General features: G+C 51.3%; 25 protein-coding genes and 1 pseudogene. 1 reads left to right on the top strand and 25 read right to left on the bottom strand.

Annotated features, from left to right (window positions below; translation table 11 throughout):
- Positions 1–52 precede the first annotated feature (52 nt).
- Positions 53–445 (top strand): hypothetical protein, encoded by a 393-nt coding sequence (locus tag KW848_RS23775; protein WP_218538228.1) that lies wholly within the window; start codon positions 53–55, stop codon positions 443–445.
- 107 nt (positions 446–552) lie between these two features.
- Here the strand turns inward: KW848_RS23775 and KW848_RS23770 are convergent, their stop codons facing one another.
- The 25 genes and pseudogenes from KW848_RS23770 to ssb all read right to left on the bottom strand — a co-directional run.
- On the bottom strand, positions 553–930 hold the full coding sequence (locus KW848_RS23770) for a hypothetical protein (protein ID WP_010465787.1): 378 nt from the start codon (positions 928–930) through the stop codon (positions 553–555).
- 100 nt (positions 931–1,030) lie between these two features.
- Positions 1,031–1,348, bottom strand: a complete 318-nt coding sequence (locus KW848_RS23765; RefSeq protein ID WP_185710100.1) for a hypothetical protein — start codon at positions 1,346–1,348, stop codon at positions 1,031–1,033.
- A 315-nt stretch (positions 1,349–1,663) separates the two neighbouring features.
- On the bottom strand, positions 1,664–1,804 hold the full coding sequence (locus KW848_RS23760; RefSeq protein ID WP_218538227.1) for a hypothetical protein: 141 nt from the start codon (positions 1,802–1,804) through the stop codon (positions 1,664–1,666).
- A gap of 63 nt (positions 1,805–1,867) precedes the next feature.
- Positions 1,868–2,044 carry a hypothetical protein gene (locus KW848_RS23755; RefSeq protein WP_185710098.1) on the bottom strand — a complete coding sequence of 59 codons (177 nt, stop codon included), beginning with the start codon at positions 2,042–2,044 and terminating at the stop codon, positions 1,868–1,870.
- The gene (locus KW848_RS23750; RefSeq protein ID WP_010465784.1) at positions 2,034–2,318 is read right to left on the bottom strand and encodes a hypothetical protein; all 285 of its coding nucleotides are present in this window, start codon (positions 2,316–2,318) and stop codon (positions 2,034–2,036) included. The genes KW848_RS23755 and KW848_RS23750 overlap by 11 nt, the downstream gene beginning before the upstream one ends.
- A gap of 300 nt (positions 2,319–2,618) precedes the next feature.
- A complete protein-coding gene (locus KW848_RS23745) occupies positions 2,619–2,759 on the bottom strand; it encodes a hypothetical protein (protein ID WP_158491248.1) in 141 nt (46 codons plus the stop codon).
- A 66-nt stretch (positions 2,760–2,825) separates the two neighbouring features.
- On the bottom strand, positions 2,826–3,077 hold the full coding sequence (locus KW848_RS23740; protein WP_158456555.1) for a hypothetical protein: 252 nt from the start codon (positions 3,075–3,077) through the stop codon (positions 2,826–2,828).
- A 199-nt stretch (positions 3,078–3,276) separates the two neighbouring features.
- Entirely contained in the window at positions 3,277–4,158 is an 882-nt protein-coding gene (locus KW848_RS23735) for a DNA adenine modification methylase (RefSeq protein ID WP_218538226.1), read from the bottom strand.
- A 698-nt stretch (positions 4,159–4,856) separates the two neighbouring features.
- Entirely contained in the window at positions 4,857–6,410 is a 1,554-nt protein-coding gene (locus KW848_RS23730) for a DNA cytosine methyltransferase (RefSeq protein ID WP_218538225.1), read from the bottom strand.
- Between the two features lie 193 nt (positions 6,411–6,603).
- The gene (locus KW848_RS23725) at positions 6,604–6,912 is read right to left on the bottom strand and encodes a hypothetical protein (RefSeq protein WP_218538224.1); all 309 of its coding nucleotides are present in this window, start codon (positions 6,910–6,912) and stop codon (positions 6,604–6,606) included.
- 56 nt (positions 6,913–6,968) lie between these two features.
- On the bottom strand, positions 6,969–7,637 hold the full coding sequence (locus KW848_RS23720) for a hypothetical protein (RefSeq protein WP_185710095.1): 669 nt from the start codon (positions 7,635–7,637) through the stop codon (positions 6,969–6,971).
- Positions 7,638–7,848: 211 nt separating this feature from the next.
- Positions 7,849–8,310, bottom strand: a complete 462-nt coding sequence (locus tag KW848_RS23715; RefSeq protein ID WP_218538223.1) for a hypothetical protein — start codon at positions 8,308–8,310, stop codon at positions 7,849–7,851.
- A gap of 466 nt (positions 8,311–8,776) precedes the next feature.
- Complete coding sequence (locus tag KW848_RS23710; RefSeq protein ID WP_218538222.1) at positions 8,777–9,238, bottom strand: hypothetical protein; 462 nt, start codon at positions 9,236–9,238, stop codon at positions 8,777–8,779.
- Positions 9,239–9,440: 202 nt separating this feature from the next.
- Complete coding sequence (locus tag KW848_RS23705; RefSeq protein ID WP_218538221.1) at positions 9,441–9,638, bottom strand: hypothetical protein; 198 nt, start codon at positions 9,636–9,638, stop codon at positions 9,441–9,443.
- 529 nt (positions 9,639–10,167) lie between these two features.
- Positions 10,168–11,103 carry a hypothetical protein gene (locus tag KW848_RS23700; RefSeq protein ID WP_218538220.1) on the bottom strand — a complete coding sequence of 312 codons (936 nt, stop codon included), beginning with the start codon at positions 11,101–11,103 and terminating at the stop codon, positions 10,168–10,170.
- Between the two features lie 188 nt (positions 11,104–11,291).
- Positions 11,292–12,095 (bottom strand): hypothetical protein, encoded by an 804-nt coding sequence (locus KW848_RS23695; protein WP_218538219.1) that lies wholly within the window; start codon positions 12,093–12,095, stop codon positions 11,292–11,294.
- An 82-nt stretch (positions 12,096–12,177) separates the two neighbouring features.
- Positions 12,178–12,600 carry a hypothetical protein gene (locus KW848_RS23690; protein WP_218538218.1) on the bottom strand — a complete coding sequence of 141 codons (423 nt, stop codon included), beginning with the start codon at positions 12,598–12,600 and terminating at the stop codon, positions 12,178–12,180.
- Between the two features lie 71 nt (positions 12,601–12,671).
- Positions 12,672–14,477 (bottom strand): VWA domain-containing protein, encoded by a 1,806-nt coding sequence (locus KW848_RS23685; protein ID WP_218538217.1) that lies wholly within the window; start codon positions 14,475–14,477, stop codon positions 12,672–12,674.
- 69 nt (positions 14,478–14,546) lie between these two features.
- On the bottom strand, positions 14,547–15,773 hold the full coding sequence (locus KW848_RS23680) for a DUF3150 domain-containing protein (protein ID WP_218538216.1): 1,227 nt from the start codon (positions 15,771–15,773) through the stop codon (positions 14,547–14,549).
- Between the two features lie 200 nt (positions 15,774–15,973).
- A complete protein-coding gene (locus KW848_RS23675; RefSeq protein ID WP_218538215.1) occupies positions 15,974–16,297 on the bottom strand; it encodes a hypothetical protein in 324 nt (107 codons plus the stop codon).
- A 55-nt stretch (positions 16,298–16,352) separates the two neighbouring features.
- Positions 16,353–16,817 carry a hypothetical protein gene (locus KW848_RS23670; RefSeq protein ID WP_185710084.1) on the bottom strand — a complete coding sequence of 155 codons (465 nt, stop codon included), beginning with the start codon at positions 16,815–16,817 and terminating at the stop codon, positions 16,353–16,355.
- An 11-nt stretch (positions 16,818–16,828) separates the two neighbouring features.
- Entirely contained in the window at positions 16,829–17,863 is a 1,035-nt protein-coding gene (locus KW848_RS23665) for an AAA family ATPase (RefSeq protein WP_185710083.1), read from the bottom strand.
- Between the two features lie 197 nt (positions 17,864–18,060).
- Positions 18,061–19,074 carry a YqaJ viral recombinase family protein gene (locus tag KW848_RS23660; protein WP_218538214.1) on the bottom strand — a complete coding sequence of 338 codons (1,014 nt, stop codon included), beginning with the start codon at positions 19,072–19,074 and terminating at the stop codon, positions 18,061–18,063.
- Between the two features lie 69 nt (positions 19,075–19,143).
- Positions 19,144–20,307 (bottom strand): RecT family recombinase, encoded by a 1,164-nt coding sequence (locus KW848_RS23655; RefSeq protein WP_218538213.1) that lies wholly within the window; start codon positions 20,305–20,307, stop codon positions 19,144–19,146.
- A 178-nt stretch (positions 20,308–20,485) separates the two neighbouring features.
- A pseudogene (ssb, locus tag KW848_RS23650) lies at positions 20,486–20,848 on the bottom strand (single-stranded DNA-binding protein); the annotation flags it as partial.
- Positions 20,849–20,857 lie beyond the last annotated feature (9 nt).

The following is a 20,857-nucleotide window of genomic DNA, read 5'->3' as shown; positions in this document are numbered from 1 at the left end:
ATGGAGATGAAGTGCCTCCCCAATGAGGGAGGAACCCCATCGGGAGCGGCTGATGCCGAGTGCTGACTACGAGGGTCAGCTGCCTATCAAGAAGAAGCCACAGGGCGTCTTCTGGAATCTACTTTCGCAACACTGGTTTGCGGAAATAGACTCAAGACCTAAGGGTCTATCGCTTCAAGGAAGCGGTAGACCCCGGCCCAGATCGGTTTCACATGATGTCGAAAACGAAGTCGACAATGATGATGATCAAATCGAACATGGTGCACCTCATATTCAAGATGCAGAACCCACCCCTACAGGGGGTAAGACCCTGCAGGGTTGTGTAGCCCGAATGGGCAGTTATGTGCTGCAACGAATCGCGCAGCTTGCGATATCTCCAATCGCACAGGCGAGAGGAAGAATCTTGCTTTGGAAAAACTGGTTTTCCAAAGCAATTCAGAAATAGGAAATGACGATTTGCCTGCCGGCATGAGAGGTGCTGAATCAGCTGTGTTGAAATATAGCACCAGGTATTGAGAGAAGAAAGCGGGGGAAATCCCCCGCTTCTATCACTTACGCACTCTTTCGAACATCCACCATTTCAGCTTTCATCGCCCGGAGTAAATCCAAACTATAAAGCCGCAACTCGGATGCAGGAACATTGCGACATTCCGCCGAGATCTGGTGAACCAACTCAATATGCTCACGAAGATGCTCCGTGGTAGTGATTCCGCGCTCACCGAGCCCTGCATCGATCTCCAGCTGAGAAATTCCAGCCAAAGCCGCCAGGTAGTGAGGACGATCTCTTCGATCCAGCAGAAGGGAATCTGCGAATCCCTCCTCCTCCCCGTTTGGGAACAACCGACGCTTACGCTGCTCGATGATTTCACGATAGTGTGAATACCGAAGCTGCAGGTCATCTGTCAGTTTGTGGACAGGTTCATAATGCATAGGGCCTCCAACAGTTGATGCCGAGACCGCTCCCAATCGGGAGAGGCCCCGACTGGGTTTGCTGCAAACTGCAGCTGTAAATGCACCAAGGTGCGGTTTGTTACCAGGTTGCTTCCACAGCCTCGAACATCATATGAAGTCGAAGAAGCGGCTGCGTGAGAAGCCATTCTCTGGATTCACTGGTGTACTGGACAAGAAGGTTCACAAGGCGGCCGTGCTCATCGAGCTCAGCTTGAGTTGAAACCTTGACCAGTCGCATCCGACATTGAATGGAAAGCAATGTTTGCCTCTCAACCAACGTAAGAGTGTCTTCTGCGCTGCATTCAATTCCATTGGACATCATGCGCGCAACTCGTCCAGGCAGGGTTGCTGCAGCGGAATTCAAGCCTGCTGCTTCAAGCTGTTCAAAAATGTTCATAGGGACCTCCGGAAAAAGGAGATCTCATGCCCACAGGGGATAAGAACCCCCATGGGTGAATTGGCGAATGCCAAAGTGATTGCTGCATAGAGCTGCAGCTGACTATCAGCCTAGAAAACGCATTGCTTCCAGGTGGGATTCAATATCGACATCCAACAGAAGTTGCCTGAAAAATGTCGATATTAAACCCATCGAATTAGATGAGTGAAGAAATCAAATGAGAATCGACTGCCCTAGAGGAGGCGACCACAAACGGGGTGGAACCCGATTGGGAGGGAAAGAAGTTGCCCCTCGAAGAGGGGCAGATTTGAGCTATCAGCGGTTCTTTTTTGCTTGCTGGCGTACAGCTTTTGCGCCCACTACAGGTGCGAAGAAAATCGCCGGAGCAGCTTTGGCAGCAACGGCAAACTCAGCTGCAAAGCCTTTGACGAAGTCTACAAGGTGTTTCCGAACCATGATGAGCTCCTCGCTACGTTCATGATTTGAGCATACTCCTTGAGACTACGTCAGACAATGCAATCAGGCCCGCTTTGGGGTGTCGCCACGTGGTCCGTTTCTTTCACGCAACTTGCGCCATTGCTGAACCACCCCTTGAATCGCTCCACGTGCGGGAGCGAAATAGATCGCCGGCGCTTCAAGAGCCGCTTTGGCAAACTCATCGAAGCTATCAACGATCCAACTTGTATTACTCGCCATCCTTCATCTCCTTAAACGCACTGAGCGCCGTAAAGGCTAAATGTGAAAGAAACAAAGCACAGTCGACCATTAGGATGGTTCGTTCAAGCACTGAAAGGACGCTGATCGTGAACTCATCAACGTGGTATTCCTTAAGTGTGTGCACGAGCCAGCCGAGCGCAACCGCGGGTGTAGCCACGATGACGAAGATGCCGCTCCCGATGATCGAGTGCGCCGCGAAATGAGCCAAAGGCGCATACCACGGTTTCTTGTGCGGAGACGAATTATTCTCCATAGGTACCTCCATAGCAGATGCAGGGAGGTCACCACCCCACAGGGATGGATGTCCCTGCGGGTTTTGGAATGCTGAAGAGAAAGTGCTCAGCTTCACTACTCAACCTGGTCACATGACCGGGCAGAAGATTCTTTGTTACCAGCTAAAACCACTTTGGAAATTCGTTGAATTTCCAAAGCGGTTTCCGAATCAGCATCCTAGGGCTTGTGCCCCAGGATGCGATCAGATCCTGCCCTTGCGGACAGGAAGTGCTGCAGTGCAATTGTGAGTTGGACCGCGGCGGATTTGAAGCAGGAAAGCCTAAGAGTCGAGTCTTGAAACACTATCCACCAGGTTGATGGTTGTGTTCTTCAACAGTACCCATAACGCTACAGCAGGTGCCCAGTAACCAATTGAAGATTGCTTGACGCCACGCTTGAAGCCACGGATGAAGTTATCCATTGGCGAATCCCTCTGTATTTCCTGTTTGTTTGGTAGGCGAGCTTGAGCCGCCTCATTGAGTCAGACTCAGCCACGCAGCTCTTTGCATGCCTTCCAGGTAGAAAAAAGCACCCACCAAGAAACGAACACGCAGTCCGCTACCAAAAGCAAAGATTCTATGAACCCGAGGAAGGGAACGAGATGTTTGCCAGCCTCAAAGCCACCGACCCAGTGGGTTACAACTGAGATCAGCAGACTAGCGAGAGCAAGTATTACGAAAAATACGATGCCCATTAGGATGTGGGCGAAGTACTCCCCCAACAATTCAAGTTTTTTCATGTGTTAACTCCAGAAATGGACGGAGCTAACACCCCAAACGGAGTGCCAAACCCCGTCGGTTGGTTTATGTGCTGATCAAGATGAACAGCTTTTCAGATCAGACGCGCATTGGTCTGATTGAAACCGCTTGAGCAATTTGCTCTTGCCGAAGCGGTCTCTTCATCACTCCGGTTAACCGGAGTGATGTGAGATTCATTCTCTAGGCAGCGAGTCGATAGGTGCCTGGCGCAACACGCTCAAAAAATCGAGCGTCTTGACAGACCTGGCGGATTTTCGCTTCCCAATGTTGATTGGCCCGTGTCTGAGCGTAAGGCGCAATCAATTCATTTATTTCCCGCAAGTGCATCACCTTCCCACCCTGCAGAATTCGCCGAACTGCAGCTCTCCAAGTAGTGCCAATCATCGATGACGCGCGACGATCAACCTTGGCCAGGAAGAGTAGCGAACTTTGATCCTTTCGAAAAACTAGCAATTTTTCGTGGCTTATCCTGACGATATTTCCATAGGATCTTTGATCGGATAAGCAATTGTGCTGAGTCTTGATAATCTCATCAATCAGCTTTCCTGGAGCGACCCGCTCGACCAATGAAGACAGGTTGTAATACTCCCCTTTCCTCCTCAAATTACCCATGAGGATTCCATAAATACCGCCCCGCTCCATCGCGTCGTGGATGTTCATGATCGCAAGCTCAAGTGCTTCAACAAAATCGTTCATGGCCATGCGGCTCATGTCCCATTTGTTTGGCTCTCCCCACATATTTCCACTGTACGTGATCATATCCAGGTAGGCCGGGTGCCAAAAACAGCTGTGGGCCTCCTCTCCAAGAAACTGTCCTACGTCGTCGAGAAGAAGATTGAACCCTTGGTGGAGGTCTGTCCCTTTGAAACGAAGCCCCAATTCTTTGGCTACGTCTACTGACGTCCCACCGCCGATGCTTGGATCAAAGGCTAAACCTTCTTTGTTCCGGTGATAGGTCTCGAAGAAACCTCGGATGACATGCCCACTGCAGTTGCCACGGTACTTGTTGTCACCCCAAGGTCCACGATTTGGAAAGGACAGAACAGAGGATTGAAATTTCATGGTTTGCACTCCGGTTTAGGAGGGCACCACACCCAATGGGAGTGATACCCCCATTGGGTTTTTGAAGTTGATTGAGAAATGCTGAATTGCTGTCAGCTTAGCGATCTGCAGCCGAGCAACGACTGCGAGAGACAATTGCTTTCGCAAAGCATGCTTGGGAAAGAAATCGTGAGGATGGTGGTGTTAACAAGAGTGCTGATCATCCAGCTATGCAGATAAGGCTGTGAAGCCTCAGCAAAACTATACGACAAGAGATCGCGAGATGGTAGAGGCTTCACCCGCCCCAAAGGACAGGTGAAACCAGATCAAGCCGCCATAAAGCGATTGGGTGAGAAAACCCGTGCGTGCCCCCGCTCGTAGTAGTTGAGGAGAGTCTCAAAAGGCTCACCTCGCTCCTTCACACTACGAAAGCAGTGAGTACCTGAGATTGGCGTATCACGAATCAACTCAATCACCTTTCCGTCATCAAGCTCCCAAAGAAAAATCGTACAGGACTCCGTCTTGGCAGTCCCACGTCGAGTCATCTTCCGATCGCCCATCATCCGGGCTGCAAGGAGTATTGGGTTCATGCATGGCACCTATGGCTAAGGCGGACACGCACCCCTGACGGGATGAATGCCCGTCAGGGTAGAAAATAAGGTCAGTTCGACCTCACGTAGTTAACGATGAACACCAGCGCAAACAAGGTTCAGAATTTGCTAGGCGAACTCTAGCGCTACCTGGGAGGGGGAAGGCTGACTGGTGATTAACTGCGGCACCTGATCTGCTTTATTCCCTACTTCCAGAATTACATCCCAATCAGTAACGCCATTCTCAGCAGTCTCCTGACCAGGAAAATCAATCACACCGGATACAACCAGCTCGTTGAAAACGGGCTTAGGCTTTTGATTTGTCAGCGCCAGACCGAGGCTATATCCCACCGCTTCAAAGACCGGCCCAATAACAGATTGACCTAAGAGTTCATGCGCCGTTGTTTCTGAAAGCCCCTCAATAAGACTTTGGGGAACACCTTTCAAACGGGCATGCTCAAGCGGTGTGAAGAGACGGGAGAGGGTCGAATTCTCCGGGTGTTGAAGATGAGGATCTGTACTGCGCACCTTCTGATAACCGCGAGTCATCGTTCCCACTGATGTACTGTCATAGCTGATCAGCTGACGACGAAACCCTTTGCCATTTGCCTTATCGCGCTCCTCCTTGATAGCGAGGTACTCATACGCTTTCCAGCGGTCAGAACTCAGAGAAATTTCGCTGTCAAGAATGTCAGCAACTGTCTGTGTTGTTTTCTTACCCTTCTCAGGGAAAGAAAAGTCCACATCCAGCCCCTTCGTAATGGCAACAAACACCATTCGCTCACGAGCCTCAAGAACGCCAAAATCCGTACCAACGAGAACCGTTTCGTACAGTTTGTAGCCTCTAGAAGTCAGGGTGCTGCGAATCACTGCCATGCCGGCCGAACTCGCATAATCCTTGACGTTTTCAATCAGAATGACCGCTGGATTGGAGGCTTTTGTAAAATCAAGGAAGTCGTTGAACAGCGTTCCTGCCGAATCGTGCTCTTCAGCATGCTTGATCTTATTTTTCGCCTTACCGGACCGACTGGCGCCCGTGCAGGGCACTCCACCGACCACCATCGACAATTGAGGAATGGCATTGCTCATGTCCAGGTCGCGAATGTCCGAGCAGACAGCGATCGAGTCAGCGCTCCATAGCTCTTGATTGTTGCGCAACGATGCATCCAGATAGTCGCCGTTTATCTCAACGCCTACCTGAATAAACGTTGCTACTCCGGCAGCTAGCAAGCCTGAGTGCAACGCTTTATCGAGAACACCTCCGCCGTGAAACAGCGAGCCACATGCCAATTTCTCCTTGTTGGCCAGTTTCTGCTTAAGTCGCTCCACGCGTTCGCGAATCTTCATCTCAACATGCAGCGCTGAGATCGCGAGACGACCATTACGAATCACCACACGAACTTTCTCGCAGCCCTCATAGAAGGACTTGAGCAGCTCGGTGCGAATCTCCAATAGTGGGGTGATCAAACCGTTGCGCTCACGCTTGGAGACGGTCACAAGACCCTCTACAACCGAACCATCATCGACCGGCACAAGCTCTATGCGCTTTTGTGTTTCATCGCCTCGAACCAGGTACTTCGCACCGATCTTGATGCCCGCGTGAACCAGCTTTTGACCTTCCATCCAGACCCGAGCAACGCCGCTTCTGGATTCGCCAATTGTTACGTTTAAAATAGTCGTCATGGTGATACTCCGGTTTAGCAGGAGCACCACCCCCAAGGGGATGATTGCCCCTGTGGGTTTTAAAGTGCTGACGATCGCCAGCTGTTTTTCTCGTCCGCTCACATGAGCAGTCGAAGAATCCTTGCCTATATCCTTTGCGTAGACAGAGGAAAGAATTCTTAAGTTATGGCCGGCCCAAAAAGGGCCGGCACATTTAGGTTTTTGGATTGAGCAGCACGCTAAAATCTTCAGCCGTGGGAGGCCACACCAGATCCTCAACAAGGCGGTCGACATCTACATCACATAGGGACGTAACCTCATCACCATTTGTGGCCAGGTCATGCATTTCATCCGATCGATTAACGGGATCGCACATCCCCTTCTCTTGCCAAAAGCGCAAAGCCGCAATCAGGGTATGGCGAACCTCTTCATCGCGGACGAAAATCGCCGGCGCTGTAGAACTCGTACTCCCAATACCACCGTCAGATTCATTCTGGGTGGCCAAATTCGAATCGGTTGTCATCTCACACTCCTAGAAATGGGAGGAGCAACGCCCCTAAGGGACGATGCCCTCAAGGGTCAGGCCAGAACAGCCAAATCTTTTATGCTTTTCACGATCTGAACTTCAGGCGTCACGTCCTTCACGGACTCGACAACTTGCCCGTTGGCGAACGAAAGCCTTAGCAGATCTAACGGATCCTCAGACGTCACGTCATCCTGATGCAACTGGTTCACAACAGTGATTTTAGTAATGTCCGGCAAGCCAAACGTCTGCACTTGAACTGGGTTTCCGTCATTGAGAATCACTAGGACTTGCGGTGCAAGGGCGTCAAGATTGGAGTGATTAGCCATAACCGCTCGCATGTATTCGTCGTGCACAACGTGGAACTCGCCGGCGGAATAGCCAAGACAACCTTGGATATGCAACCAAAGAGCACTCAATCGAGTGAATCGACCAAAGTTTGCGACCCAGTAGTTCTTTAAGCCCGCTTTGACGAGGAACATCAAACAAGCGGAAATATCTACGTCACCATCGACTACGCAACCCAGATGGGTTGCATTTACTGGTACCTGCGCTGAAAGGAGACCACTGCTGAAATCCCGAAACGATGCCTTGAAGGCCTCGAAAACACTTCCCGCAGTCGCCTGGGATGCATTCGGGATGTCCCCAACGCGCTTGGTTGCTGACAGGTAAACGATTGCCCGACCATCGTTGGTATGGGAAATCCAGGCTTGTAAGTTATTCATGATGCAGCTCCGTGATGGAGCAGAGCCATATCCCCAATGCGGGGTCATGAAACCCTGCAGGGTGATTGATGTGCTGGTAACACCAGCTAGTTTTCTCTGACGCCTCAAGGCAACAGATGAATCTTCTCACCAAGACTTTCAGCTTGGTCAAAGGACTCTTTGATGACGCGTGAGAAAGCCCGACATCTGGGCTATCTCACGCGAAGTATTTCTACATCACATCAACGCTTCCAAATGGAAGGCCGGCCAGTTTTGCAACATCGGCCTTGGACTGAAGCGGCGTCCAGCCCTTCTCCACTTCGAATTTCCCGCCAACGAGGATCTGAAAGCATCCACCTTCATACGGCCCATATATCTCAGGGAATTTTGCGATTTGAGAAACGTCACGCTGCCACTCAGCAAAAAGCCACTGATTGAAAGCCGCAACAAACTCGTTTGTGAGAAGCTCTGGTGGATAGCACGTCACCATTCCAAGCTTTCCATTTACTTGCAATTCCCAGTCAGCCTCAGAAATAGTTGCAGGCTGAATGTATGGCTGGCGTTCCACACGGCACATGAGCCGCACACATTCGCCTCCAGAGCGTCCATTTGGAATGGTAGCTTCATAGCTGAATACGCCCTGGTAGCTGCTAATAAATCGAAATCCGAATTGGGTATCGGTGATGCACGTCATGGTTTCTCTCCTGCGAAAGAGAGAGCCAAGCCCAAGAGGGGCTTCGCTCCCTCGAGGGTGGTTTTATGATGGTGAGCTCACCAAGCCAAAAGCTTGATACGCGCGCTGTGATTAAACCCATGCCACGTCACGACGCCTATCTGAGGTGACTCAGCGGTGTCCGTAAAGTGGAATCGATTGGTATCAATTAGCCTAGGATGCAGCTCTTACCGAAAAGCTGCCCCGCCGCGGATGGCGTCCGCATGGGATGAGATAGTTGCTGGAAATTCAGCTGAGAACAGTCGGCTCAAGCCGAATGAAACTGCTAACGATTGTGCCTGGTGATCACAGGCTGTGCAAGCCAGGCAATACCACACAAAAGCCCTCCCTGTCTGACCTGAAAGGCTCCTACTTTGTTGAGAGCGGACACCATCAAAGGACAATCTCAACAACTGTTATTCCAACCCAATGAAACAGGTTTCGAAACTCACTGAATCTCAATCGTTGGGTCGATGGCCACGTCAAAAGGTATGCCGGCCAAGTTCCTCACATCCTCGAAACTCTGTAGTCGAATCCAGCCCGTCGGGCTGTAAACAGCGCCCACATAAACCTTGAATCCTTCAGGGATAAATCCCTTAAAGCGTTCCGGTTGCTTGAGCATTTCACTTACTTGGGCCGACCACTCCTCGTATCTCAAGCGATTGAACATTGCGATGAAATCGGTAGTGAGCCTTGACGGTGCAGAGGTCACGAACCCGACAGCACCGTTCACCGATCGCTCAAACGATTCCTGGGTCAGGTTTGAGTATTCGGGGTAGCGCTCCTTTGCAATTTGCACCTCTACTCGGAACTGCTCACCCTCGAAAGCACATTCGTAGGTGTGCCGGCCTTGGTAAGACAGCAACCAATGAACACTCGAACGGTGAGCTAAGGTGAATTCATTAAACATAGGATCATCTCCAGAAGACGGACCCCTCCCCCGACGGGGAAAAAGGCCCGCAGGGGTTAAATCGGCATAGGCCGGTGCTGAGTATTCAGCTTTTCCAGTCAGTACACACTGACAACAGAAAACGTATTCCGGAGCAGCTTCATGCTTTGGGATATGTTCTCAAAACGTCCCCCGACAAAGGGGGACGGATATACATTGAGTGTCACTTTCCGGGTTTCAGATACTCATCAATTGCCTTCAGCCCCAGCGGGTCATCGGGCAAAAGCGCGTGCCAGGAAAGATTGCCATACCGGTCAATCACCGCTTTATCAGCCAAAAGTACCTTTGAACTGAATGGGCTTCTGAAAACCGAGATCTGACCTTCGTGTTGGATGGCCTCCTGCGAATTACAGCCGCTCACTGAATGTCCTCCTTTAAGCCGGTGCGAATCCACCCCGCACCTTGCCGATAGACGACAGGTACCACCGTTGGGAATGGGAGCAGTGATGGATCGTTGGGATGAATCACCCCATAACGCTCAGGCTGGCTTGTCAGGCGTAGCACCCTTTCAACATGCACTACATGCCGCCACTCATTGAACGCCACTACAAGCTCATCTGGCACCACGTTGTTGTCCGTAAAGCAGATCGTGTCTCTTCGACCAACGACATCCCGAACGAACTTCGTCACTCAGCCCTGAGAAGTACTCCCGCCGCCCATCGTAGGAATTGTCGCCAACGACAAGCTTGTGTTGTTTTCCGTCGATCCAGCAATCGTGCTCCCATGCTCCGTGGTACCGGAGGCCTTGTCTAAATCGAATATTAGGGTTTTGGTAAGTAATTTGAGTCACGGCTTGCTCCTGGTTTGAAGCAAGACCCCGCCCCAGGAGGGACAGAGCCCTGCAGGGTTATGTGTGATGCGAGCCCCTTCAGTAAGTCGGGGCACCGCGGTTAAATGGCAGGTTCTGAAAACTGTGTTTTTACACACTGATTCACGAAATTTATCCGCTCATCCGCGTTCAATTGGTCGAATCCAGTTGGTAATTTGCGGTCGGCAACATCTCTAACAAGCGACATACCACCGAGATACACTGCTGTCGCTGGCATCCTGACTGTGAGAACAACTTGATCAGCACTATCGTCACCGGTGTCTTCGGTTGCGAGTTCAAGAGCCGAATGCTCGAGTCCAAAATGGCTCGCAAGTGCCTTGGCCCCCTGGATTGTTGCTACCTCTGGTATGCCGTACTTACTAGCATTTGGGTACGACGTATTCATGTGAAGAGCCGAAGCGCCAGCTACATGAGTGCGATCAATCAATACGCGACGTCCCGTAAGGGCGTGTACGGCAGCCCCTAGATCTGGATCCTGAAGGCCATCGGACGTGTCGACATCGAATGTTACTTCAACGGTACATTTCGACAGGTCCAGCTCACCTTGGTGGTTTAAGAGATCACGAGTTTCAAGACTCTCGACAAGCTCATCAAGGGCATCGCCCAGATACAACCCCTTCCCATGAATATTGGCAGCATGAACCGCAATACTCAGGATTTCTGAGATTGCAGCTGTGCTGAGCGCCGGCCATATTTCCCCATAGAGCTCGCCAAAGCGGTCTAGGGTGGATAGCGTCAATTGAATCGACACTTCGCCGGTTGCCTCAAGCGGACGATCAAGTTCAAAGATTTGGTTGCGAACCTGTTTGAGATAGCCAGAATCGACCACCGTTAGGCTGGCGTCACAACCAGTATCGTCGGCAGAAGATATGAGTGTTTCAGCGGCTTCCTGAAGTGACTCCAAAGCAGTCAGATATGTAAACAGCTCTGGAGGAACAGATATTCCCTGGCCACTGAGAACCGTGAGGTATTTTCGAACTGGGTTAATGTTGGACATAGCGACTCCTAGAGAGAGTGAGGCCATACCCCCCAAGCGGGAGTATGAAACCCCGCTGGGTGTTTAAATGCTGATATCAGCTACTCAAGCGTCGGAACATCCGGACGCGATGAATCCTTTTTTGACAACGAGTGGTTCTCGAAAAAGGACTCAGCCAGGGCCGCCGTATGGCGACCCTGACTGAACTACTACTTATCCTGCGGTGGCTCAGGTGCACGTTGATGAACCTTTGCTACCCAGGTGTTGCGCTCTACCCACTTCTTGACAGTGATAACAGACTGATCAGGCTGAATCTCATCTACCTCGACTTCAACAGGCTGCTTACCAACACACTTCAAGGAAATGCGATCACCACGCTTGATGCCGTGAAGATTCACGACACGCTCAAGGTCTATACCCCAAACGTAGTTATGCTGACCCAGGCGAACCAGGTACGACATTGATTCCTTCTGGTCAAACTTGTAACGATAGCGGCCGACCTGCCGAACAACACCCGTCTTAGCATTGGACCAGTCGATCCCCTCGGAATCGTCCACCAATTGCTGCTGAGATTGAACAGTCCGATCATTACCGGTAACCGAGGTTTTTGAGTTCCCGTCATTTCGAGGCGGGCTCAATGCCAAGGTAGGTTGCCCCAAGTCGTCATCCATGCAGAGATTCGCATAGTCATCCAGAGTGCCTATTGGAACCTCATCCAACAGATGATGACTTGCCGCGGTGATAGGAAGATCGAGAGTCAAACGAGGCGCCGGCGGCATCTCATAACCCGCGAAAGACCCACGAAGATCTGCCGGAAACGAGCGAATGGAATCACCCGTAGCTTTCAGCACCTCAAACCGCTTCAGGAAGTCCTTCCGGCGTTCGCAATTCATCTCTTGCTGTTGCGAAGCCATAGCACTGAACTCTGCTCTGGATCGATTGTGGGGCGTCTCCTGATAGGGAAACAGTTCAATGCACAGTGGTTGTGTGATTTGAGCTTGATTAAAACGCATGGGTCTTCTCCGGTTTGGAGGGAAGCTCCTCCCCAAAGGGAAAGATGACTTCCCATTGGGTTATAAAAATTTTGCGGCCTGGTTAGGCAACATGCTGAAGCTGATCAATTACTTTTTCACGACGGCAAAGATGAACGAGGGATTCACGAAGCTCGTCCCCCCTTACACCCGCAAAGTAGGCGCAGACCATAAAAGAAAATGGTCCAACACTTTCACTCATGATCCACCCCCATCTGTCACGACGAGTCGCAACTGCTGCACGCTTGTCCAACAGAACATGGCACGCCTCATGTAGGAGCTTCTCTCGAAGCAAATCAACGTAGTCATCAGTCCACTCGAACTGCTCCAACTGATCTTCCGGCATAGCCAGGAGATCTAGGTAGAGCTGCTCAATGTCAGCATTGGTAAGAAGCTTTTTCGGACGCCGGGTTTTCGGTAATTGCTTACCTAGGAACTCACGCCCCTCAGGGATAAATCCCTCTCCTAAAGCTAAAGCAAATTGCATGGTGGAACCTCCGGGTAGGAGGAGGCGCACCACCCCTAAGGGGGTGATGAACCCCCTAGGGTTTGCCGGTTTTACGCGGCTTGTATTAATACCTGTTGAACCAGGTTATTCAGAGCGTTCCGTAACTGACATAGGTCAGTAAGGAACTCCCAATGGTTGTCACCGAAAATATCCTGAAGCTTTCTGGTGTTCGCCGATCCAAAAGCGATAGCAAACACCTCGATCCCTGAAGCACGGCAACGATCCACCATGTTCCTTGCGGAGTCAGCATGATCAGGGTCGCCGTCGGTAATAACGATCATTACCTTCCGCTCACCTTTGGCTTTCAGAAGATCACCAGCGGCTGGCCACATTGCGTTAGACAATGGTGTTGATCCGCAGGGAACCTGCCCAAAACGACCTTCGCGGAAAGCGTTGGCCAAGTTCTGACTATGCCGCTTCAGCACACCTACGGCGTTCTCACGACCGTGGCTCTTTGGAAAGATCATTGCTCCAGTGGTTACACCGGAAATGCCTTCCAATGCCGTCAAAATTGCATACGCACTTTCTTCGGCGATCTGTAGCGCAGATTTACGAGCGTTAATTACAGCCTCTCGCTCGGCATCTGATAGCACATCAAGGTTTTCATTCGGACCGACAATTTTCATCGCCATCGAAGTAGAGCCATCCAGGACTAGCTGAATAGCGGCATTCGTCCGCTGCACAGGTTCTTGTCGCCGGAAGATCCGGTTTTCCCCAACCCGCACCCGTGCAAGACGACTGCCCTCAATTTTGGTGCCGCTACTTCTCAGACTTGCACGTGCGTTACGAGACCCTTGAATCAGACTGCTCATAACCTGGCGGAGCCCCATGGAAGCGGCCTGGCCATTTTTAAAAACGCGCATTGCCTGCAGCTCAGAACCGATCGGGTCTTTTATTACCAATGAAGGTACTGGCGTTTGATGATCTACAACCGTGGCAACCATGTCGGATGCCAAAGATGCGACATCAGAAATGGCATCCTTCAAGTCGTCATCGGAAGCAGAAAGGATCTTCTTTTTCATATTCTGACCATCAGAAGCACCACTCGCAGGACTTCCAGACAGAGCTGGATCGTCCTTGCTATTCCCTTTATCACCAGCGCCGAAGCCATTGCTTTTGGGTTGAGAATCTTGGTCCTGATCGTTGCCATCCTGACCGGGTCCAGGCTCTCCACTTGATTGCTGTTGCGGCTGGTTTTGCGGGGATTGAGGCTGTTGCGGTTGAGTCGGCGGCTTCTGTTGATCCTCGTCCTCAGCCAGCACATCCAACATCCGGTGCGTCATTTGATACACCGCCTCAGTATCCGGCAGATCGGCGACTTGGCTTAAAAGCCCGAGCACTTTCGTGCTCCTCCCGACACCGAAAACCTTCTTGAACTCCGGCTCGATGATTGCCGCCTCAGCTTGCAGAGGTTGATTCAAAAGCCGAGCCCGACCAATGATCAAACATGCGTTCATCAAGAGTGTTGCTTCGTTCTGGCCGCCAAAATCACGCCCTCCGGCAATCACTTCCTTGACCATCACCGTAAGGGGATGAACCGTGGAAAAATGCTCAGCCATCATCCGTTTTTCGATCCGGATGTCCTCGAGCATGTTCATGAACCGAACGATGAACAATGCCTCAGCTTCAGCCTTGTCATACACCCCATCGTCCGAGTACTTGATATGAGCAGATTCATGCGCAGTCCAACCTAGCGCGACGAGAATCATTGTCTGAGACTCATCGGTAAGCATTGGAAGATAAAGAACCTTGTTTTTGGTCGCGGGCTGATTTCCACCCCACACCACTGTCACACCCAAATCATCGGTGTAGTAACGAGCGATGATTGGAAAAGCATTGTTCAAAGACTTTTGCATAGGTACCTCCAGGAAGTAGAGGCACTCCAACCCCGAGGGGGCAAGAGCGCCCCGAAAGGGTTGGTTTGATTAAAGGCAGAAATCCATGCTGTCGACCGCAAACGAATCGGCAGCCACCACGTGAGCAAACACCTCATTGGAAAGCACTTGAGGTGCTACTTCATCAACATCCGCCTTCTCCGCAGCGGCGTCGATCGCAGCGTTCTGAACCTCGTGAGCCAGTGAAGCCAGCTCGTTAACGTTCAGCGATGTCAGATCGGCGCCGGCCATAAGGTCAGCAAAAGATGTTGCGGAGGACTCAGCTACGAGAGCTGAATCCATCGCTCCAGCCAACACATCAAAGGCAGTTTCATCGTCCAGGATGTTGAAATCGGAGAAGTCTGGAGTTGTGTCATCCGACAGTTGCAGTGTTGGATCAACGAACGCACCTGGTGCATCCGCATTTGACTTCTGGAAGAGCCCCGCCATTTTCAAGATTTTGGTCTCGTCAGACAAAGTAAGAATCAGGGACAATAAATCCTGAAAGTCACTTCCCTTGTAAGGCCCCGATTTTGGAAGCTTACCGATAACATTCGTCATGTAGTCGGCAACCAACGAAACACCAGGGTTCAAAAAGGCCAGCGAGGACAGCTTTTTGTGCATTTTCAGCATCGAGCTCACTGCCTTTCTGCTCACGGAGTCCTTACCGACGAAGCTGTTATCCAGAAGATCTTCAGCAGCATCAGCAATTTCTCGGAACAGTTGGCCGGAAAGGCCATTGACCTCCTGAGCCAGACCTTTCGCAATGCTAGGGTTCGAGGTGTCAGGAGCAACGCGGCAGAGCGTGAAGCGAAAACTAAATTTATGGGCAACCACATCCTTTGGAGTTTTGGCACTCAATACTGCCGAACGCCATTGAGGGTTAGCCCATTTGTTGACCCAAGCATCGAAATTCGAGTCGTAGGCCTTGATAAAGGCAACACGCTGATCCTCAAATTTGCGCTTGATGTCTTCAAGCTCAGCAGCAACCTCCGGTGCAACCTCATCTGGAAGACCGTAGCCACCCAGAAAACGTACGCCGTTAAGCTCGAGCAAACGAACTGCCCTTCGCTTGAGATTTTCGAACTCTTTGAGCTCGTCTGAGTTGATGATTTTCTTACTTCCGAGGGAAGCAAGTTCAGAAGGAGGCAGGGTGACACCTGCTCCAAGATCCTCTGTACGAAGCTTCTTCCTTCCCGACCAAATGCTGACATTTAGGTCGACCAGCAGAAGCTTGCTGAGAGTATCGATTTCTTTTACGGGTGATGAAATTTGCATGAGATGCCTCCGGGTATAGAGGACGGTCTCGCCCCGACGGGGTAAGAACGCCCCGATGGGTTTCAATAGGAAATGCTGTTTTATAGTGAACAGCTATCACTTCACAAGGCCACTCACATAAGCGACCAGAGAACCTTCTTTGCTATAGCCCGACTATAGCAAAGGAGGCTCGAATGAGGGAGCCCTTACGGGCTCCCTTACTACCACTCGAATTGTGGCACGTCTTCATCCAGATACCCGTCTCGATCAAACCCCAAGTAGGTAACATTCTCCTCTGGAGAGATGCACCAATTGAGGATGTCTCGAAACTCGGTTGAAGCGCCGGATTCGATGATGCCACGAACGGTCAATTCACCGATCGGAATCACAAAACCATAGCGGGTTTTAAGCACTACAGGACCAGTCCACCCTTCACAATGAAATCGCTGAAAATGCCGCGCAGATAGGTGCTCTAGTAGCTCGGCATCGCTTTTTCGAAGATGATTGGTGCAAAGCTCTACTGATTTACAGGTTGGAAGATTCATTGATGCTCCGGGTTGTTTTACGGAGCCCTCCCCAGCGGGAAGAGCCCCGCAAGGTTTAGAAACAAAAGTCTATTTCACCGACTGCCTGCGAACCGAAATCCGCATTTGCCAAGCTAGATAGATCGATCGGACGAGGTAGCGCACCGAGCTCAACAAGAGCTTTTACGCACACATCGTATTGCCCTGCTTCCTGGCCAACGATACGCAGCAGGTAAGCATCGACTTGTTTGGAGTCGCCGAAGTTCAGAGCGGCGCCATCAGTATCTGAGAGCGACAGAACAGGGCTTGTGTTACTGGCGTCGCCGAGGTGGTGAGCAACAGCGACCAACAGAAGAACCAAGTTGCGATCCTCTATGAGATCAAGCTCGCCGGCGCCCACTGGGGTAAACATACGGTCGTGAAGATCTGATACAGCGCCCGCAAGACCAAGCACAGCAGCTACAGAGTCGAGACTCTGCAGTGCTTGCTTGATGGTTTCACGGGCCTGATCCTCACTTACAACAGAGAAGAACAGGCTCATTTTACTACCCCTTAGCTAACCACCGGGTCAGCGCCCCAAGCACTACCGAATTTGTCTTTAGCAATGGTATGGAGAACCAGACGCATCGCTTTATCAGCACGGTTGCTCAGAGACTCACGCAATGCTTGAGCCAAAGGTGAAGCGAACGGGAACGAACCCGAATTAGCATTTGCAGCTTTGCTGTAGGTAATGCCCAAACGAGCCCACCGCAGCAGGGTACGAGTCGAGAAGGTCACCGTAATGCCCTGCTCACCAGGTTTGAGATCCATTTCAGGATTGCCAACAAATTGCTTTCGCACTTGGTTAGCGATGTCGACCATGGTTTCCAAAATAGAGATATCTACAGTCGGCATTGTCGATTGAAGAATCGCCATCTCAGACGCCTTATCGATGTATGGCACCTCAAGCAACCGAATACGATCCCAGGACGCAAGGTTCTGCGACAAGGTACCGTTGTAGAGCCCAGTCTCATCACCTTGGCCGCGGGTATTCCCTGTGATGCAGAAACGGAAATTCGGGTGAGCGTGAATGATCTCCCCTCCGTTATCTGCAAGCACCAGGTACCCACCTTCAAGCACGGCATTCAAACCTGCGAAAACGGAGGGATCCAGTACGTCAGCCTCGTTCAGAAGGAATATTGCTCCTTCTTTCATCGCCAAGGCCAAAGGACCATAACGAAACACGGTGCGTTGATCACCGGTCACGGGATCACACTCGAGGCCCATCTGTCCGACCAGCTCAGGAATCTCCATACGGGAGTGAGCATCGATCGTACGAAATGGCCAATTCAAACGAGCTGCGACCTGTGCAACGATTGAGGTTTTGCCAGCACCAGTAGGGCCAACAAGTCCCAACGCATCCCCACCAGGATTGACGAGGAAATTCATTACCGGCAACCGAAGTTCAGGGCGGAATAGGTAATGAGGGTTAACGCTTGGAACAATACCCATCAACTCATGGTCGGGCGCAAAACCTGGGGCTTTAACATCGCCTTGGGGACCTTGGATGCCGAACGAGCTGAGAGGGATAATGGATTGAAGTTTCATGGTGTATCTCCGGTTTGGAGGGACACCACACCCCTACTGGGATGTGAGTGTCCCAGAGGGTTTAGATTTTTGCTGTTGAGCGAACAGCTGCGCTATCGTCCTTTGCCACATGGCAAGGAACAGATTCGAAAGACTCTGGTAAGGAAGCCCTTACCGCAGCCTTCAGAAAGAATACAAGGGCCCGTAGGCCCCTGTTTCTATATGCAAAATGCCTGATCAGACTCATCAAAGTCAACTGTCTGAAGTAGCTGCTCAAGCGGTGCTGTTGTGATCGGCGTTTGTGCATTCACCGTAATCCTGACCCTCTCCGAAGACGCGCCGCGGAAAACATCAAGGTTCTCTGCAGGAAAGTTTGGATAAAGCGAAGTGAACGCTTCCTTCCACCTCACATATCCTTGCTGGTTGTAGCGACAAACTCTAACGCCTGAAGCCTCTGCAAGGAGGTAGTCTCCCATCAAGCTGACAAAGCCCTGCTGGAGTTGCTCACGCTCAGCCTTCAGTTCCTTGATACGTAACTCAAGTGAAGCTAGTTCCGAGTCAAGCGTTGCCGCCTTGGAAGCGTGACCTTCCCACTCAATCAAACCTCCCCCCGTTGGCGTAAAGTAATCACGTTCAGGATCCTTTTCAGGCTCCTTATCCGCGACGACACTAGCCCAAAAACCGAGAGATGCTTTCAGAATGAGTTGGATTGCTTGATCGCTTCGAGCGACCTCGAAAACGATTGGTTGATTGCGAGTATGGTAGAAGACCAGATAACCAAAATCGGCCCCTGATACTGCCAGCTGATGTTGGACCTGCCACCAGTACAGACGGTAATGCGATGACCCCTCACCCTGCTCTGCAACCTCATTGAAATTCGAGTCAGCCAAGATTTTGATCTCAACCGGCCGCATCGTATCCAACTCCACCCCATCGAAGCTTGCTCGAAGCAAAGGATGAAGCGTTGACTCTCCACAGTACGGCATTAGCACCGTGTCGTATTTGTCCTGGAACCACGCTAAAGCATGTGGCTCTAGCATGATTGCCAGTCGGACCTGAGGAATCATCGATAAATCTAATGGAGGTACACGCCCAGTGAGCTCAGCCCACAAACGCCAGCGAGTTTTGTTCGGATGATGACCAAGGATGACAGCTGCAGACGTCGCAGTTACTCCTTGTGCACGCCAGGCATGCCATTCCGGCGTGCGTTGTCGCAAGTCCACAATTTTCATATTCACCTCCAGATTTTGGAGGGACCCAGCCCCAACGGGGAGGAATCCCCGTAAGGGTTGGGCTAGACATTAGGCTGAAGCCTTCTGCCGCTCTTGAAACTCAGCCTCCCCCCTCTTGAAGAGAGCGAAAGCCTCGGCTTGTAGATCGTCGCGGAGATGGGCCTGAGCCCACTCGATTGCGGCGTTCCAACTGCCATTTTTCATGGTTCGATCGTAAACGCTCTGAATCCGTTTTTTGATGACTTCACTAGGATCACCTCTCCCATCAGGTTTGGAGTTATCCAGTGGAATACTCGGCCCTTGAGGTTGAGGATCAGCTGACCGCACTGTCTCACCATCAACATGTTTCGGAGCGTCTCCATCGACGACACTTTGCGGTGCCTCGCGTTGTTGGCCATGCTCGTATACGTTTCCACTTAGATCCACCACATTAGGTGCATGGGAGGTCCCATGCATATCCCTTGCAGCAGTCGCTAGCGAAATCGGCCCAGTGCTGAATCCCTCATCGGCTTCCTCATTGAGGTAGCTAATAACGTTCTCAAGTACAGGACTGGTTTTAGGCCAGTACTTCGAAGCACTTTTGATCCCGGTCTTGATGGCCATCGGCTCAAAATGAGTTTCCCACGGACCACGCTTGCTGGGATCGGTATGCTGAAAGGCCTTTGAGAGCGAGCGAGCTGAATACACATCCTCCGCACTAAGTGGGTCGACAACCAACCTGCCAGACGGCAGGTAAGCTTTGACGTATACCCCCCGAAAACTGCCACGATCTTTCTTGCTAAGAAAAGGATCGAAGACATGATCAGGCTCGGCTGTAGGACCGTTGTAGATGAACCGATCACCGCTATAAACGGCTTCAGCAACCACCAGGTCAACGGCACGAGAATCCGTTGCGATTTTCATGAGGCCGCGATACGAGACATCGGCAATTATCTTGCCCTGACGCGGAACCAAAAAGGCGAGACCGAGCGCAGGGTTGAGCGAAAGACCAGAGGATGCAATTTGCTGCATCGCCAGGTTAAAGCTCCACTCGTTGCTTGCAGCCGTTTCGTACAAAGAAGGGTTAGACATCATCGCGTGATACGCAAATAACGCCTCTTGGGTGAAAACCATTCGACTGTTGAGGGACGAGACGATTTTCTGAAAGTCGTCTTTCGCCTTCAGGATGAGATCGTTAGCTTTCTCAGGTGTGAAGGCAGCCTTAGGACGAGCTACATATTGATTTCTTGACATTGGAACCTCCAGGTTAAATGCGGAGGCGATCCCCATTCGGGGATTGCACCCCGCGCGGGTTTTATTGCATTTCATGACATATCAAACGTGCCTCTGAGCTATCAAGCCCAACGAGACAGAGTTCGATGGTTTACCGGCTACAGCTGGTTGTTCGTTAAGCCTGACGCGATACAGGTGTACCTCTTGAATCACCGCCTGGGCGGGAACCCAAAAGCTGAAGGGTACCTTGCATGTCGACGACAACCTCTGTCGTGTAACGCTTGATACCGTCCTTCTCCCACTCACGTGTTTGAAGCTTGCCCTCGATATAGACCTGAGAGCCTTTGACGATATGTTCACCGGCAATTTCAGCGACTCGTCCGAAAAGACTCACACGATGCCACTCAGTTTTTTCAACTTTCTGACCAGTTTGCTTATCGGTCCACTGCTCAGAAGTAGCCAAGCTAAGGTTGGTAACTGCATTCCCATTGGGAAGGTATTTCACCTCGGGTACCTGGCCACTGGTACCAACCAAAATTACTTTGTTCACGCCACGAGCCATGAAGATCAC

The sequence above is a fragment of the Pseudomonas sp. PDM25 genome (assembly GCF_019219045.1).
Classification (GTDB): Bacteria; Pseudomonadota; Gammaproteobacteria; order Pseudomonadales; family Pseudomonadaceae; genus Aquipseudomonas.
The sequence above is the reverse complement of the archived record's forward strand: the minus strand, read 5'-3'. Positions and strand labels throughout refer to the sequence as shown.

Excerpts from the sequence above, each read along its gene's own strand:
- KW848_RS23725 (WP_218538224.1), bottom strand. The coding sequence starts at position 6,912 with ATGACAACCGATTCGAATTTGGCCACCCAGAATGAATCTGACGGTGGT.
- KW848_RS23720 (WP_185710095.1), bottom strand. The coding sequence starts at position 7,637 with ATGAATAACTTACAAGCCTGGATTTCCCATACCAACGATGGTCGGGCA.
- KW848_RS23750 (WP_010465784.1), bottom strand. The coding sequence starts at position 2,318 with ATGGAGAATAATTCGTCTCCGCACAAGAAACCGTGGTATGCGCCTTTG.
- KW848_RS23760 (WP_218538227.1), bottom strand. The coding sequence starts at position 1,804 with ATGGTTCGGAAACACCTTGTAGACTTCGTCAAAGGCTTTGCAGCTGAG.
- KW848_RS23660 (WP_218538214.1), bottom strand. The coding sequence starts at position 19,074 with ATGAAAATTGTGGACTTGCGACAACGCACGCCGGAATGGCATGCCTGG.
- KW848_RS23715 (WP_218538223.1), bottom strand. The coding sequence starts at position 8,310 with ATGACGTGCATCACCGATACCCAATTCGGATTTCGATTTATTAGCAGC.
- KW848_RS23770 (WP_010465787.1), bottom strand. The coding sequence starts at position 930 with ATGCATTATGAACCTGTCCACAAACTGACAGATGACCTGCAGCTTCGG.
- KW848_RS23670 (WP_185710084.1), bottom strand. The coding sequence starts at position 16,817 with ATGAGCCTGTTCTTCTCTGTTGTAAGTGAGGATCAGGCCCGTGAAACC.
- KW848_RS23740 (WP_158456555.1), bottom strand. The coding sequence starts at position 3,077 with ATGAAAAAACTTGAATTGTTGGGGGAGTACTTCGCCCACATCCTAATG.
- KW848_RS23695 (WP_218538219.1), bottom strand. The coding sequence starts at position 12,095 with ATGCGTTTTAATCAAGCTCAAATCACACAACCACTGTGCATTGAACTG.
- KW848_RS23675 (WP_218538215.1), bottom strand. The coding sequence starts at position 16,297 with ATGAATCTTCCAACCTGTAAATCAGTAGAGCTTTGCACCAATCATCTT.
- KW848_RS23700 (WP_218538220.1), bottom strand. The coding sequence starts at position 11,103 with ATGTCCAACATTAACCCAGTTCGAAAATACCTCACGGTTCTCAGTGGC.
- KW848_RS23735 (WP_218538226.1), bottom strand. The coding sequence starts at position 4,158 with ATGAAATTTCAATCCTCTGTTCTGTCCTTTCCAAATCGTGGACCTTGG.
- KW848_RS23745 (WP_158491248.1), bottom strand. The coding sequence starts at position 2,759 with ATGGATAACTTCATCCGTGGCTTCAAGCGTGGCGTCAAGCAATCTTCA.
- KW848_RS23755 (WP_185710098.1), bottom strand. The coding sequence starts at position 2,044 with ATGGCGAGTAATACAAGTTGGATCGTTGATAGCTTCGATGAGTTTGCC.
- KW848_RS23680 (WP_218538216.1), bottom strand. The coding sequence starts at position 15,773 with ATGCAAATTTCATCACCCGTAAAAGAAATCGATACTCTCAGCAAGCTT.
- KW848_RS23685 (WP_218538217.1), bottom strand. The coding sequence starts at position 14,477 with ATGCAAAAGTCTTTGAACAATGCTTTTCCAATCATCGCTCGTTACTAC.
- KW848_RS23655 (WP_218538213.1), bottom strand. The coding sequence starts at position 20,307 with ATGTCAAGAAATCAATATGTAGCTCGTCCTAAGGCTGCCTTCACACCT.
- KW848_RS23775 (WP_218538228.1), top strand. The coding sequence starts at position 53 with ATGCCGAGTGCTGACTACGAGGGTCAGCTGCCTATCAAGAAGAAGCCA.
- KW848_RS23665 (WP_185710083.1), bottom strand. The coding sequence starts at position 17,863 with ATGAAACTTCAATCCATTATCCCTCTCAGCTCGTTCGGCATCCAAGGT.
- KW848_RS23710 (WP_218538222.1), bottom strand. The coding sequence starts at position 9,238 with ATGTTTAATGAATTCACCTTAGCTCACCGTTCGAGTGTTCATTGGTTG.
- KW848_RS23690 (WP_218538218.1), bottom strand. The coding sequence starts at position 12,600 with ATGCAATTTGCTTTAGCTTTAGGAGAGGGATTTATCCCTGAGGGGCGT.
- KW848_RS23730 (WP_218538225.1), bottom strand. The coding sequence starts at position 6,410 with ATGACGACTATTTTAAACGTAACAATTGGCGAATCCAGAAGCGGCGTT.
- KW848_RS23765 (WP_185710100.1), bottom strand. The coding sequence starts at position 1,348 with ATGAACATTTTTGAACAGCTTGAAGCAGCAGGCTTGAATTCCGCTGCA.